General features: G+C 59.2%; 14 protein-coding genes. 2 read left to right on the plus strand and 12 right to left on the minus strand.

The features are described 5' to 3' along the window. Window positions 1-18: 18 nt before the first annotated feature. From KP808_RS01705 to KP808_RS01730, 6 genes are all read right to left on the minus strand, one after another. On the minus strand, window positions 19-1,191 hold the full coding sequence (locus tag KP808_RS01705; protein ID WP_004654156.1) for an SfnB family sulfur acquisition oxidoreductase: 1,173 nt from the start codon (window positions 1,189-1,191) through the stop codon (window positions 19-21). A gap of 521 nt (window positions 1,192-1,712) precedes the next feature. Then, entirely contained in the window at window positions 1,713-2,441 is a 729-nt protein-coding gene (locus KP808_RS01710; RefSeq protein WP_058402801.1) for a hypothetical protein, read from the minus strand. Window positions 2,442-3,015: 574 nt separating this feature from the next. Further along, window positions 3,016-3,759 (minus strand): L-cystine ABC transporter ATP-binding protein TcyN, encoded by a 744-nt coding sequence (tcyN, locus tag KP808_RS01715; protein WP_005743147.1) that lies wholly within the window; start codon window positions 3,757-3,759, stop codon window positions 3,016-3,018. Between the two features lie 3 nt (window positions 3,760-3,762). Continuing rightward, window positions 3,763-4,431 (minus strand): cystine ABC transporter permease, encoded by a 669-nt coding sequence (gene tcyL / locus KP808_RS01720; RefSeq protein WP_002551604.1) that lies wholly within the window; start codon window positions 4,429-4,431, stop codon window positions 3,763-3,765. Further along, window positions 4,428-5,225: a cystine ABC transporter substrate-binding protein gene (gene tcyJ / locus KP808_RS01725; protein WP_005778615.1), complete on the minus strand. Its 798-nt coding sequence runs from the start codon at window positions 5,223-5,225 to the stop codon at window positions 4,428-4,430. Before tcyJ ends, tcyL begins: the two co-directional genes overlap by 4 nt. A gap of 219 nt (window positions 5,226-5,444) precedes the next feature. Next, the gene (locus KP808_RS01730; protein WP_002551606.1) at window positions 5,445-6,443 is read right to left on the minus strand and encodes a D-cysteine desulfhydrase; all 999 of its coding nucleotides are present in this window, start codon (window positions 6,441-6,443) and stop codon (window positions 5,445-5,447) included. Between the two features lie 197 nt (window positions 6,444-6,640). Between KP808_RS01730 and epsC the strand changes: the two genes are divergently transcribed. After that, window positions 6,641-7,594, plus strand: coding sequence for a serine O-acetyltransferase EpsC (epsC, locus tag KP808_RS01735; protein WP_057434071.1), 954 nt, complete (start codon window positions 6,641-6,643; stop codon window positions 7,592-7,594). A 13-nt stretch (window positions 7,595-7,607) separates the two neighbouring features. Here the strand turns inward: epsC and KP808_RS01740 are convergent, their stop codons facing one another. The 6 genes from KP808_RS01740 to hutC form a co-directional block, all read right to left on the minus strand. Then, entirely contained in the window at window positions 7,608-8,315 is a 708-nt protein-coding gene (locus KP808_RS01740) for an anti-sigma factor (RefSeq protein ID WP_230017336.1), read from the minus strand. Further along, the gene (locus KP808_RS01745; RefSeq protein WP_122258868.1) at window positions 8,312-8,878 is read right to left on the minus strand and encodes a sigma-70 family RNA polymerase sigma factor; all 567 of its coding nucleotides are present in this window, start codon (window positions 8,876-8,878) and stop codon (window positions 8,312-8,314) included. The genes KP808_RS01740 and KP808_RS01745 overlap by 4 nt, the downstream gene beginning before the upstream one ends. Window positions 8,879-8,981: 103 nt before the next feature. Beyond that, on the minus strand, window positions 8,982-9,515 hold the full coding sequence (locus KP808_RS01750; RefSeq protein ID WP_058408288.1) for a DUF3455 domain-containing protein: 534 nt from the start codon (window positions 9,513-9,515) through the stop codon (window positions 8,982-8,984). 105 nt (window positions 9,516-9,620) lie between these two features. After that, the gene (nhaA, locus tag KP808_RS01755; protein WP_230017337.1) at window positions 9,621-10,796 is read right to left on the minus strand and encodes a Na+/H+ antiporter NhaA; all 1,176 of its coding nucleotides are present in this window, start codon (window positions 10,794-10,796) and stop codon (window positions 9,621-9,623) included. 51 nt (window positions 10,797-10,847) lie between these two features. Continuing rightward, a complete protein-coding gene (locus KP808_RS01760; protein ID WP_230017338.1) occupies window positions 10,848-11,444 on the minus strand; it encodes a HutD/Ves family protein in 597 nt (198 codons plus the stop codon). Continuing rightward, window positions 11,441-12,151: a histidine utilization repressor gene (gene hutC, locus KP808_RS01765; protein WP_230018778.1), complete on the minus strand. Its 711-nt coding sequence runs from the start codon at window positions 12,149-12,151 to the stop codon at window positions 11,441-11,443. Before hutC ends, KP808_RS01760 begins: the two co-directional genes overlap by 4 nt. Before the next feature lie 202 nt (window positions 12,152-12,353). Between hutC and KP808_RS01770 the strand changes: the two genes are divergently transcribed. Beyond that, window positions 12,354-13,718, plus strand: coding sequence for a formimidoylglutamate deiminase (locus KP808_RS01770; protein ID WP_230017339.1), 1,365 nt, complete (start codon window positions 12,354-12,356; stop codon window positions 13,716-13,718). Window positions 13,719-13,758 lie beyond the last annotated feature (40 nt).

A 13,758-nucleotide genomic window follows, 5' to 3' on the forward strand; every position in this document is an offset into this window, starting at 1 on the left:
GTTCTCCAGTGGTCTGGTTCAGATCCAGGAATGGCGAGCAGGCAGGGTGCCGTTCAAATGCCAGGTGCCGACTGCGTGGTATTTCCAGCGCACCGGGTCGTGGAGGGTATGGACGCGTGCGTTACGCCAGTGGCGGTCGAGATTGAACTCGGCCAGGGTCGCGCGGCTGCCCGCCAGTTCGAACAGCTTTTCGCTGGCCAACAAGGAGATTTCGGTGGTCAGTACCTTGGCACGCGCCACGGCGATGGAGGCGCGGGCTGCCGAATGTTCATCAATGGGCGCAGCGTTGATTTCGTCGAGTTCCTGACCCGCCTTGCGCAGTAAGGCTTCGGCGGCGTGTAGCTCAAGTTTCAGCTTGCCGATGTCGGCAATCACGTAGAGATCGTCGCTGGCACGCTCGACGTTGGCGTCGATCCACGGACGGGATTTCTCGCGAACGAACGCAATCGCATCATCAATTGCACCGCGAGCAATGCCCGCGTCTATCGCGGCCTGGATCAACTGCGATACCGCACCCTGAATATTGGGCGTCAGGGCCAGACGCCAGTTGTCGACCACCTGCCCGGCGTCGACCGCAACATTGTCGAGCAGCACGGTACCGCTTGCGGTGGTGCGCTGGCCAAAGCCCGACCAGTCATCGACGATGCGCAGCCCCGGTGTGCCGCGTTTGACGAAAGCCATGATCTGCCGGCCCTGATCATCCAGCGCCTTGACCGCGACCCAATGCGCAAACAACGCGCCGGTGGAATAGAATTTTTGTCCGGTGATGGTCAGGCGGTCGCCATTGGCGGTGATCCGTGCCTTGAGTTCCAGCGTGTTTTTGGTGCCACGCTCCGGCCCGGCGTTGCCGATGCGCCAGCCGTCCAGCACGCTCTGAAACAGTGTTTTTTTCTGCTGTTCGGTGGCGCTGCCCTGCAGCAGGTGCAGGATGCCAAACTGATTTTGCGGAATTTGTCCCAATGCGGGGTCGGCAGCAGAAATGATCCTGAACACCTCGGCCACCGTGACGAACGATACTTGCGGCCCGCCGTACGCGCGCGGGATGGATATGCTGCCCAGTCCGCTACGGGTGAATTGTTCGATTTCAGCCCACGGCAAAGCGCGTTGCCGATCGCGGTTTGCAGCGTTGATCCTGGCTGCCGCTGCCAGTTCATGAGCGGCTGCAATGGCCTCGGCGTCGTTTTGCAACACCTTGGCCGCAAGCAGTCGGGGAGCTACGTCAGGCTCTTGTGAAGCCTCGACGTGGTGGGCTGCTACCGCCGCCGGATCAGACTCGCGTCGCTCACCGTCAGTAGGTACAGCCCTGGGTTTATCCACAGGGGTAGTTGTGAAAGGGACCATCGGAACCTCGTAGCAGTAGACCGCATCAAGTGCGGCTGGAAAACATCACGATGTCCGGTGGTCCGGTATATATACCCTAAGCGTGTATAAAATTTTTTAAAACGTGCTTTTTGGAATAAGCATAGACAGTAATTGTCAGTCGTCTGCGTCCGTTCAGCGCCTCAACCGACGTCACCCGAGGTGTCAGACCAAGGTGCGAGATGAACACCGTTGACGCCTGAATGATTTCGCCGTTTATTGCACGCTCGGCAGAGGTTTAAAAAGTAGCGGACATAAGTTACCAATGTTTATTTTATTGATGACTGCTATTACCGTGCCGGCCATTTTGCTGGTGATTTTTTAAGGAGCCTCGATTATTCGATTCGTCGTATTCAATCAGTTGAATGGCCCAGTGGCTGAACCCTTATTACCCGCGGCGGAGCCCAGAGCGAGTTGTTACCCACGCGGTCGATAACACAGTAAGTCACTTCCAGTTGTTGTTCCTCTCCGCCTTCCAGTATCAGCTCGGGCGGCACGACAAGGTCGACAGGTTCACCGACGTCTTCGGCAACAAGCGGTGGCAGGTCCATACGCAAATCGCCCCAGCGCACAGTGATCTCGTCGTGAACAGCCATGTTCAGGTACGGCTCGATGGTCATCGGCAAACCGCCTTCCAGGTGCCTGCGCGACAGTCCTCGGCGTATCACCGATGGCACAACATACAGCGGTGCCAGCCCTTGGTTTTCTTCCGTGTTGGTGCTGACCAATTGTCCGCCTGGGGCGTTCAGCTTCACCCACAGCTTGCGGCAGGGCGAGGTGACGGGCACACCGCCTATTTTCATGACCCGGTAGTAAGTTCTTGCCTTGCCGTTCTGTAGAAAGCTTTCCGGCACACGTAGGACAACGGGTTTGCCGATGTCGGATGCCTTCAATATTTTTGACGCGACGTAACAGCCGTCCCAGAACAGTTCGATCAGGTCTCCCTCGTCCATGCTGTCGTAGGGTTCCACATGAACAAGCAGTTGAGAGGCGCCTCTCACGCCTATGCCATGTCGGCTGGCCAGCGGTATGGAAGGGGCGGACAGGCCCAGAGGGGTCGGTTTGCAAATGATTTGGCTCATGTACAGGTGCTCCTGATAATCAATAGTTCAAGTAAAGATTCGTCATAAATTGTCATGTTGAAGGAATAAGAGGTGCGGTTAAGACGGTGGGATAAGTACCTTAAATATCCAACTTATGGCAAACATTACAAATGGTATGAAAAGGCGACTTGAAACTTTGGTGTCTCACTAACTGAATGATGTGTGTGAGCTAATGGGCTTTGCGGGCACTTGTCAATATGCGGGTGACGTTTGCTAGTGTTTTACTTGAAAACCGGAGACTTCCTACACGGTTTATTTGGAACTGTTTACTTCGCGATAAACAATCGTCCTACCACAAAGTACCCATAGCAACAGGCAGTAACCGACAGAGGAGGGCTCAGAAGAGGGTGTTCGGCAAGGGGCGTGTGTCTCAGGCCAGCCGACTACGAATCAGGTATGAGAGCTGACGTAGGCCGATTTTATTATTTCGATGATTTTTCGGAAAATTACGCGGGAATTGAGCAAGGATCTTGAACGATTAACGCCTTCTGAAATGTAAGAAAAAAGCAGCGCCGTTGATGGACGCTGCTTTTTTGGGGACCTACCGGCATGATCAGTGACGAGTGCGCTCAAGAAACTGCCGTGTGCGCTCTTCCTTAGGGTCGGCGAACAGTGCTTTGGCTTCGCCTTGCTCCACGATCACCCCCTTGTCGATGAAGATCACCCGGTTGGCGACCTCCCGTGCAAAGCTCATTTCGTGGGTGACGATTACCATCGTGCGCTTTTCTTCGGCCAGGGCGCGAATAGTGGTCAGCACCTCGCCAACCAGTTCCGGGTCCAGTGCCGAGGTTGGCTCGTCGAACAGAATCACTTGCGGCTCCATCGCCAGCGCCCGTGCAATGGCCACGCGCTGCTGCTGCCCGCCCGAGAGACGACGCGGGTAGGCGTCTTCCTTGCCGGTCAGACCGACCTTGGCGAGCAGTTTCCTGCCCAGCGCCTCGGCGGCTTCCCGCGCGACCTTCTTGACCACTACCGGGCCTTCAATGACGTTTTCCAGCGCTGTGCGATGCGGAAACAGATTGAAGTTCTGAAACACGAACCCTACCTGCTGGCGCAACTGGCGAATCAACCCCTGTTGCTGGTTCATGGAACGTGTTCCATCGATCTCTATGTCGCCCACCTTGATCCTGCCGCTATCTGGTGTCTCCAGCAGGTTCAGGCAGCGCAGCAGGGTGGTCTTGCCCGAGCCACTGGGACCGATGATGGCGACGACTTCCCCGGCTTCGATACGCAGATCGATGCCCTTGAGCACCTGATTGCCCTTGAATTTCTTGGTGAGTTTTTCAACGACTATCATGCGTCAGGTCTCCAGATCATGCCGGTTGACCCTGGCTTCCAGCTTGTTTTGCAGGTGCGAGAGCGCCGTGGCAAGGATCCAGTAGATCAGTGCGGCGGCCAGGTACATGGTGAAAATTTCAAAGGTGCGTGCGGTGATCAACTGCGCCTGGCGGAACAGCTCCGGCACCTGAATGGTGGCGGCCAGCGCGGTGTCCTTGACCAGCGAAATGAAGCTGTTGCCCAGCGGCGGCAAGGCCGTGCGTGCTGCTTGCGGCAGTATGGCCCGGCGCATGGTCTGCCAGCGGGTCATGCCGATGCTTGCGGCAGCCTCCCACTGACCGCGTTCCACAGAGCTGATGGCCGCACGCAGAATTTCACAAGCATAAGCGGCCATGTTCAACGAAAAGCCGATCAGTGCCGCGCTCAGGGGTTCAAGCTGGATACCCAGTTCCGGCAGGCCGTAATAAATCACGAACAGCTGAACCAGCAAGGGCGTACCGCGAAAGAACGACACGTAGATGCGTGCAATCCAGTTCACCAGTTTGAGGCGCGACAGGCGCATCAATGCCAGGCCGAAGCCCAGCAGCAACCCGAAAAACATCCCGCCCAGGCTGAGGAAGACAGTGTAATACGCGCCCTTGAGCAGAAAGGGCGCGGAGTCCAGCGCGAGCTGAAGGCTCTCTTCGATCATTTGGTGACGTCAGCGTTGAAGTATTTCTTCGACAGTTTTTCCAGGGTGCCGTCCGCGCGCAGTTTGTCGATCGCCTTGTCGATAGCTGCCTGCAACTCGGGTTCGCCTTTGCGCAGGGCAATGCCGGACTCCTGACGTGAAAACGCGTCACCTGCGGGCACCAGTTTGTTTTTGGTCTTGGTAGCCATTTCCAGAGCTGCCAGACGGTCAACAAGAATCGCGTCGATACGGCCTACGCTCAGGTCCTGGATTTTGCTCGGGTCATCGTCATAGGTTTTGACGATTGCGCCCGGGACGTTTTCCTTCAACCATTGTTCGTAGTTGGTGCCCAGCCCCACGCCAACCTTCTTGCCGGTCAGGTCCTTGGCTGTCTTGATGGTGTCTGCGTTCTTCTTCAGAACCAGCGCCTGAATGCCGGACACGGTGTAGGGCTCAGAGAAATCGTACTTCTTCTTGCGCTCCTCGGAGATGGTCACCTGATTGATCACCACATCCAGACGCTTGGAATCCAGAGCGGCCAGAATGCCGTCCCATTTCGATGGCTGGATCTTGGCTTTCACGCCCAGTTCCTTGGCCAGCGCTTCGGAAAACTCGACTTCGAAGCCGGTGAGCTTGCCGTTTTCATCGACGAAGCTGAACGGCGGGTAAGTGCCTTCAAGGCCCACATTAAGCGTGCCGCTATCCTTGATTTTCTGCAGTTGCTCGCCAGCCATGGCTTGCCCGGCGATACCGGTACCGAGCATCAAGCCCAGTGCCGAGAAAAGAAACGTGCGACGAATAGCGGAAATGTTCATGCGAGCCCCTTGTTGGTATGGAAGTGTCTGGCCATTTTCTGACCCGACTCAAGCAACATCGTGCTGATTATTCAGCTTTTTTTCAGGCAGTTACGTCAGGTGTTGCATCAGAGTTGTTGCCTGCCGGGCGCGACTATATAGCCATCTGCTTATGAGGAAAAATAACAAAAAAAGTTATTTTTCCTATCAAAAGGCATAAAAGCTGCGCCGGCTGAAAAGTTACTGATCGAACGCATCCGGGTAGGCAAACAGCGCCGGAGCACCGCCAGTGTGCAGAAAGATCAGCGGGCCGTCGTTGAAGCGTTGACGGCCAATGCCATCCAGCAAGCCGGACATGGCCTTGCCGGTATAAACCGGGTCCAGCAACAGCCCTTCGTGGCTGGCCACCAGCTTGATCGCCGCCAGCGTACCGGCGTTCGGTTCGCCATAACGCGGAGCGAAATACTCGTCCCACAGTTCAACCTTGAAATGCTCCGGCAGGGCGATATCCAGTAATTCTGCCGTGCGCTCGGCCAAGCCCTGCACTTTGGGCAGTTGTGCTTCTTCACTGCGCGAAACGGTCACGCCGATAACCGGCAATTGCGGTAACTCGTGAGCCAGTGCCAACGCCAGGCCGCTGTGGGTGCCCGCGCTGCCGGAGGCCAGAACAACCGCCGCAAAGTCGATGCCGGTCTGCTTGATCTGCTCAGCCAGTTCCAGCCCGGCACGAACATAACCCAGCGCACCGACCGGGCTTGAGCCACCGATGGGCACCAGATAAGGCTTCTTGCCGCTGGAGCGCAGACGCGCAGCCAGCGCGTGCAGTTGTTCGTCGGCGTTGTCGAGGTTTTCGACCAGCTCGACCTTCGCATCGAACAGCTCCAGCAGCAGGCGATTGCCGTTTTTCAGGTAACTCGGGTCTTCGGTGCCGATGGGGTTTTCCAGCAGCGCCACGCAGCCCAGGCCCAGACGCGCCGCCAGGGCCGCGGTCTGGCGAACATGGTTGGACTGGATAGCGCCCGCAGTGATCAGCGTGTCGGCGCCTTGGGCCAGCGCGTCTGCGGCGAGGTACTCGAGTTTGCGGACCTTGTTGCCGCCCAGCGCCAGTGTGGTGGTGTCATCACGCTTGATGTAGATATCGCGATCTGCCCAGATCGACAGGCGCTCAAGCTTTTCCAGAGCCGTCGGCGCGCTGATCAAGTCCAGGCGATTGAAACGGGCAAGCTGATTTTTGATCATGGTGGTCGGTAAGCCGTGTAAAGAGTCACCGGACTATAGGCAGACGTTTCCCGCACGGCAACTTATCTGTGCTTACGGCACTGCTGGCGTATTCCTACAGAAATTGTTGTTTTTTTCGCCTGAATGTTTGCCGTAGAGTGGCAACAGCAGCGGCCAGCACTGTCGGTCGCCACCCTTCACATCAAGGAGAGTCAAGCGTGAGCGATATTCCAGAAGCATCCGCCGACGGCAGCTCCAGCCACTGGCAGTTGCAGCGGATCGTCAGCCAGTTGCGCGGCGCGCGTGAAGACTGGCGGGCTCGCAACAGGCGAGTGAGCGGTGAACACGGTGGGCGTGAGCTGCCTTCGCGTGCGGCCATGGGCGAGATTCTTGAAGCCTTGAGCGGCGCACTGTTCCCGATGCGCCTGGGCCCGGTGGACCTGCGTGAAGAAAGCGAAGATTTCTACGTGGGGCATACGCTGGATGTGGCACTCAATGCGCTGCTGGCCCAGGCCCGCCTGGAGCTGCGCTATGTGGCCCATCAGCAGGGCGGTGACCTGAAGAGCATCGATGCGCGAGCGCTCGAGCTGATTCAGGGTTTCGCCATGGCCCTGCCGGGTATTCGTCTGTTACTGGACACCGACGTCCTGGCCGCCTACCACGGCGACCCGGCCGCACGCAGCGTCGATGAGGTGCTGCTGTGCTACCCCGGCATTCTGGCGGTGATCCACCATCGTCTGGCGCACCATTTGTATCGCGCCGGTCTGCCATTATTGGCGCGCATCAGCTCGGAGATCGCCCATTCGGCGACCGGTATCGACATTCATCCGGGCGCGCAGATCGGCCCGAGCTTCTTTATCGACCATGGAACAGGCGTGGTAATTGGCGAAACCGCGATCATCGGCGAGCGGGTGCGGATCTATCAGGCCGTTACCCTGGGCGCCAAGCGCTTCCCGTCGGACGAGGACGGCCAGTTGCAGAAAGGCCATGCACGGCATCCAATCGTTGAAGACGACGTGGTGATCTACGCGGGTGCGACCATTCTGGGGCGCATCACCATTGGCAAGGGTTCGACCATCGGCGGCAATGTCTGGCTGACGCGCAGCGTACCGGCAGACTGCAACCTGACTCAGGCCAACCTGCTGCAACAGGATGATTGCAGCAAGAAGTGAGAACGCTCCGTTATCAGATCACCTTCACCGCCCGGCCGATGAACTGGATCGGCCCGGTGGGCTTGCCGATTGGCGAGCCGGTGGACTTCTCCAGGGTCAGTTCGAACAGCTGATTGGGTTGCAGCGGCGGCAGTTTGTCCAACGGAACATGCAGGCTCTGACCCGGCTTGACCAGCCCGAGCGAGACCGGGCCTTGCCAGTCGTCACCCTTGGTCCAGAACTCCAGCGCCTTGTCGTTCGGAACCTCGAATACGCCCAGCGGAATAAGCTGGATTTCCTGCGAGTTGCTGGCTTGCACAACCCAGCCGGGCGCCTTGTCCTGCGGCCCGACCAATACCACGAGGTAGGACGGTTGCGCCGGCTCGCGGGTCAGCAACGTCATGCCCAGCACCAGCGACGCCGCTAATCCAGCCCCCGCCAGACCGCGCCAGACCGACAGATTGTCCCACCAGCGCACTCGCTGTCTGTGTGGCGCTTTGGCAGGCGCTGCCAGCTCCAGCAAGTCACGCTCGATGCGATCCCACAGACCGGGCAATGGCGTAACCGGTTCGGCCAATTCTGTCAGAGGCAGCAGGCGCTGTTCCCAGGCATCGATGGCCGCCTGCAAATCAGGCTCGTGGGGCAGGCGACGCTGTACGTCGAGCCTTTCCTGTGCCGACAGGGTGCCGAGCACATACTCGCCCGCCAGGTCATGAAGGTTGTCGTCTGAAGGTCGGGTCATCCCATGCACTCCCGCAAAGCCGTCAGGCTGCGCTTGATCCAGGCTTTGACCGTACCTAATGGCGCGCCAATTTTCTGCGCGATTTCCTGATGCGAATAGCCGTCTACATAAGCGTGAAAAACACAGTTGCGGCGCACCGGTTCAAGTTGCTCCAGGCATGAGGTAATGCGCCCCGGATTGACCCGCCAATCGAAGGCATCGCCGGTTTCCTGCCAGCCTTCCAGAGTCGCCTGTTCATGATGATCTTCGCTGCCGTCATCCTCGACGCGCACCTCGCGTGCCGTGTTGCGCAGCGTATTCAGCGCCAGGTGGCGAGTCACGCTGAACACCCAGCCGCGTGCCGACCCACGCGAAGCATCGAAGCTGGCCGCGTGGCTCCAGATTTTCAGGAATGCGTCATGCACGATGTCTTCAGCCAGCGCCCGGTCACGCACCAGCCGCTGAGCGACGCCGAGCAGCCGCGCGCTTTCCTGTTGATAAAGACGCTGCAAGGCCTGCTTGTCACCGCGAGCGCAGGCCTGCAACGTTGCTTCGTAATCAAAGAGAGATTCGTGCGAGGACAAGATGATCCGCCATCAAAGGAAGACTACTGCCTCGCTGACATCACGAGGCTCCCGTGCAGCAGCATAGCCTACTGTTGCACGGTCACCTGATTAAGCGCATTGATCAGCTGGCGGTCCAGAACAGGTAGTCCGCCTGATACTTGACCACTTCCTTCGCGCCCTTGTTGCTCTCTGCACAGGCTTTGGCCGGGGCTACGCCGCCTTTCAAGGCCACGCGCTGAATGTAGGTCACGCCCGTCATCGCGCCCTTGCCTTCAGCCGGGTTGGCCTTGACCAGTTGGTACGGCAGGCTGCCTGCGCTCGACGGCGCCACAGCAACCTGAGTGCCGGTCAGTTTCGAGCCGTCTTTGGCTTCCCAGGTGGCCGGTGGGCCGTAGTAGGTGCCGACCTGTTTGCCGCTCTTGTCATTGAGCACGGCCTTGGGACCGACGAATGCCCACTCCATCTCATTGGGCATGTTGGCTTTGGCGCGGCACTCGTAAGTGATCTCGCCAACCCCGGTGGTGGTCATGCTGACTTTGTTGCCGGCCGGTACCCGGACGCTTTCGGGCAGGTCAGTCTGAGCCATGGCAATGGATGACAGGCAAGTGAAAGCCAGGGTGCTACCAGCAAGGCAGAGCAAGCGTTTTGCGTTCATGCAGAAATCTCCAGAGGGTTTAACCGCGCTCAGCAACTCGAAGTGGCTGCTGAATGTACTACCCGCGAGAAACCCATCTGGATGCAGTGATTTGAAAATATTTTTTCAGTGCCGGCTGAAACGGCTGCGCAGCAGCAAAATACCGGCGATTGCCGCGAGGCCCGAGCCGATCAGCACGCCGACTTTTACTTCATCGATCAGGTGCTGCGAACCAGGAAACGCCAGGTTGCCGATGAACAGGCTCATGGTAAAGCCGATGCCGCACAAAATAGCGACGCCGTACAACTGCACCCAGTTGCTGCCTTCCGGCAATGTCGCCAGCCCGGCACGAATCGCCAGCACTGCGGCAAGGAACACACCGATCTGCTTGCCGACGAACAGGCCCAATGCGACGCCCAGCGGCACCGGGTCGATCAGGTTTGCCAGGGTGATGCCGGAAAGTGATACACCCGCATTGGCAAAACCGAAGATCGGCACCACGGCGAACGCCACCCAGTAATGCATCTTTTCTTCAAGAAACAGCAGCGGCGAGCGTGCTTCCTCCTCGGGCTTGCCCATCGGGATGCACAGCGCCAGCGCCACACCGGCCAGCGTGGCGTGTACGCCCGATTGCAGGACGAAGAACCATAGCAGCGCGCCGAGCAGCAAATAGGGCAGCAGGCGGCGGACGTTCAGGCGGTTCAGCGCGATCAATACGGCGAGGGTTGCGAATGCGGCGGCCAGCATCGGCAGGTTCAGCCCCGAGCTGTAGAAAAACGCGATGATGGTCACAGCACCCAAGTCGTCGAGAATCGCCAGCGCGGCCAGAAAGACTTTCAGCGAGGTCGGCACCCGATTGCCCAGCAGCGACAGCACGCCGAGGGCGAAGGCGATGTCGGTGGCCGCTGGAATCGCCCAGCCGCTGAGGGTTTGCGGGTTGCCCCAGTTAATTGCGATGTAGATCAGCGCAGGCACCAGCATGCCGCCCGCCGCTGCAAAGCCGGGCAGGGCGCGTTGTCCCCAGGTTGCCAGGCCGCCGGCCAGCACTTCGCGTTTGATCTCCAGGCCGACCATCAGAAAAAAGATGGCCATCAGCCCGTCGTTGATCCACAGCTCCACCGACAGGCCCAGCCAGACACTATGCAGAATCGAGAAATAGCTCGCCGAAAGAGGAGAGTTGGCGACGATAAGGGCGGCCAGCGCTGCCGCCATCAAGACGATGCCGCCTGCTGATTCGGAGGCGAGGAAACGGGCGAGAACGGCAACGCCTCTGGGCGTTTCCCGGTTGAAAAGTTGAGTCATGGTCATCCTTGAGTGCAAGGCTGTTTTTGTAATGAAGTGCCAGGAATGCGTCTACAGGCCCGTGGCAGTAAGTTCGATCAGGCAGCAACGACTGGCGCGAGGTGATTGCAGTTCGACTTCCATCAAGCCGCTAGAATTATCAACCTGAGCGCAATCAAGTTTACCGAGAATTTCCCACGGCTGGCCGTTCACGCTTATCGCTACCTGCTCGGCCATGCTGAACAGCACGAATGTGCTGGCTGAACTGAACAGCCGTTGCGGATGGCGCACGTCTATCCAGTGCAGGCGTGCCGTGTAACGGTGAGGAGCATAGATCAGATTGAAGTCGCGAATCGGCCCGTCCAGCAGCGTGCAACTGACTTCACTGTCGCCGCTGAACGCGAACGGATCCGATGGCAGCAGCGGGCGGCTGGTAATGCCGTCCACGTCCAGCGTCATGCCTGCGCCCTGCAAGACGGTAATGATGCGCTGATAACCGGCGAACACCGAGAAGCCGCCCGAGGTTTCAATATCGGCGATCGACAGCCGCCAGCCGAAACCGTCGAGGTCCTGGCCTGCATCGCGAGCGATTTCTTCAGTGCTGCCGCCGCCGTTTTTCCACGGCATGCGCGGGTAGTCGACGGCACGCAGGAGGCGAGTCTGGCTCATTTGGTAAAGCGTCCTTCCAGGCGATGGCGGGAGCCGGGGTGGATCAGGCGCGCAGCGGTGACGGGCTGGCGGCCTGACCAGGTACGGCGACGAATCAGCAGACAGGGCTCTCCGACATCGATCTGCAACAACGTGCATTCATCGGCTTCGGCGAGGATCGCCTCGACCACATGCTCGCCTTCGGTGAGCGGTGCAACCTGCGACAGATAGGCATAAGGCGTCTGTAGGGTGAAGTCCTGCCTGAGGTAGTCCGGGGCGACCTGGGCGTTGACGAAGCGGTCTTCGATCTGTACCGGAATGTCGTTCTCGTAGTGCACGATCAGTGAATGGAACACCCGCTGGCCTTCGCGCATGTCCAGCGCCAGGGCGCGCTCGGAGCCTGCGGCTTCTTCCTTTAGCACCATGACCTTGCAGGTATGGCGATGGCCGCGCGCGGCGATCTCGTCAGCAATGTTATGCACTTCGAACAGCGCCGACTGGCTTTTGGGTTCGGCGACAAAAGTGCCAACACCCTGCATGCGCACCAGCAAACCTTCAACGGTCAGCTCACGCAGGGCGCGGTTGATGGTCATGCGGCTGAAACCCAGTTGCGTCACCAGCTCGCTTTCCGACGGTACGCGATGGTGCGGCGGCCAGGTGCCATTCTGGATCTGCAGGGCGATCATGTGTTTGACGCGGGCGTACAAGGGTGCGGGACTTTCGCCCATCTGGGCTGCCAAGGAAGAAGAGGCGGGCGGAGTCGACACGTGTGAGTCCTTGTTTTCAAAATGACGTTTTGACGATGATTCAGACGCCTGAGAGCGCCACGCTAACCATTAACCTGCTGCTCGGCAAGCGTGCCGAAGGTTTACCGGTCGCTTAAACGTCTGTATATGTATATACAAATTACAGTGATGAGGTGTGAAGTCAATGTCAGCCTTCTTTGCCGAGCGCGCGTTACTCCCCGACGGCTGGGCCAACAATGTGCGTCTGGAGGTCAGCCAGGAAGGCGTTTTGACCCGCATCGAGGCCAATGCGGATCGGCAGGGTGCCGAAATCGTCAGTGGCCCGTTGCTGCCTGGCATGCCGAACCTGCACTCTCATGCGTTTCAGCGGGCGATGGCCGGGCTGGCGGAAGTGGCGGGCAACCCCAACGACAGTTTCTGGACCTGGCGCGACCTCATGTATCGCCTGGTAGGGCGCATCAGTCCGCAGCAACTGGGCGTTATCGCTCGCCAGCTGTACATCGAAATGCTCAAGGGCGGTTACACCTCGGTTGCCGAATTTCATTACGTGCATCAGGACCTGGACGGCAAACCCTATGCCGATCCTGCCGAACTGGCCGTGCAGATCAGTCAGGCGGCAAGTTCGGTCGGCATCGGCCTGACCCTGCTGCCGGTGCTTTACAGCCACTCGGGGTTTGGCGGGCAGGCACCCAACGAAGGGCAGCGCCGGTTTATCCACAGCACTGACAGCTATCTGGATTTGCAGGCTCGTCTAAGCCCGGTTCTGGCGGCTCAGCCCGCGCAGCAGTTGGGTCTGTGCTTCCACTCGCTGCGTGCGGTGACGCCACAGCAGATCAGTGAAGTGCTTGCGGCCAGCGACCAGCAGTGCCCTGTGCACATCCATATCGCGGAACAGCAGAAGGAAGTCGATGACTGCCTGAGCTGGAGCGGTCGGCGTCCGCTGCAATGGCTGTATGAAAATGCCCCTGTGGATAACCGCTGGTGCCTGGTGCATGCGACCCACGCCGAGGCGGATGAAGTGCAACTGATGGCGCACAGCGGCGCGGTGGCCGGGTTATGCCTGACCACCGAGGCCAATCTGGGCGACGGTATCTTTCCGGCGGTGGACTACATTGCCCAGGGTGGCCGGTGGGGAATTGGCTCGGACAGTCACGTTTCGCTCAGCGTGGTCGAGGAGTTGCGCTGGCTGGAGTATGGCCAGCGTCTGCGCGATCAGCGCCGTAACCGGCTGTATCGCAGTGATCAACCGATGGTTGGCCGCACCTTGTACGACGCCGCGCTCGCGGGTGGCGCGCAGGCGCTGGGGCAGCACGTTGGTGCACTGCAAGTGGGACAACGCGCTGACTGGCTGGTGCTGGATGGCAACGACCCGTACATCGCCACGGCCTCGGGCGACGCCATCCTCAACCGCTGGTTGTTCGCTGGCAGCGACCGACAGATTCGCGACGTGGCAGTGAATGGACGCTGGGTCATACGTGAAGGGCGACACGCCGCAGAAGAACAAAGCAACCGCGAGTTCGCGCAGGTATTGAGGGAATTGCTCGGCTGATGCAAGAGAGGACGCAGAGCGTCCAGAACGGCATGCCCAC

The sequence above is a fragment of the Pseudomonas savastanoi genome (assembly GCF_020917325.1).
Classification (GTDB): Bacteria; Pseudomonadota; Gammaproteobacteria; order Pseudomonadales; family Pseudomonadaceae; genus Aquipseudomonas; species Aquipseudomonas amygdali.

Excerpts from the sequence above, each read along its gene's own strand:
- KP808_RS01740 (WP_230017336.1), bottom strand. The coding sequence starts at position 8,315 with ATGACCCGACCTTCAGACGACAACCTTCATGACCTGGCGGGCGAGTAT.
- KP808_RS01710 (WP_058402801.1), bottom strand. The coding sequence starts at position 2,441 with ATGAGCCAAATCATTTGCAAACCGACCCCTCTGGGCCTGTCCGCCCCT.
- KP808_RS01750 (WP_058408288.1), bottom strand. The coding sequence starts at position 9,515 with ATGAACGCAAAACGCTTGCTCTGCCTTGCTGGTAGCACCCTGGCTTTC.
- tcyN (WP_005743147.1), bottom strand. The coding sequence starts at position 3,759 with ATGATAGTCGTTGAAAAACTCACCAAGAAATTCAAGGGCAATCAGGTG.
- tcyJ (WP_005778615.1), bottom strand. The coding sequence starts at position 5,225 with ATGAACATTTCCGCTATTCGTCGCACGTTTCTTTTCTCGGCACTGGGC.
- KP808_RS01760 (WP_230017338.1), bottom strand. The coding sequence starts at position 11,444 with ATGAGCCAGACTCGCCTCCTGCGTGCCGTCGACTACCCGCGCATGCCG.
- KP808_RS01730 (WP_002551606.1), bottom strand. The coding sequence starts at position 6,443 with ATGATCAAAAATCAGCTTGCCCGTTTCAATCGCCTGGACTTGATCAGC.
- KP808_RS01770 (WP_230017339.1), top strand. The coding sequence starts at position 12,354 with ATGTCAGCCTTCTTTGCCGAGCGCGCGTTACTCCCCGACGGCTGGGCC.
- hutC (WP_230018778.1), bottom strand. The coding sequence starts at position 12,151 with ATGGGCGAAAGTCCCGCACCCTTGTACGCCCGCGTCAAACACATGATC.
- tcyL (WP_002551604.1), bottom strand. The coding sequence starts at position 4,431 with ATGATCGAAGAGAGCCTTCAGCTCGCGCTGGACTCCGCGCCCTTTCTG.
- nhaA (WP_230017337.1), bottom strand. The coding sequence starts at position 10,796 with ATGACTCAACTTTTCAACCGGGAAACGCCCAGAGGCGTTGCCGTTCTC.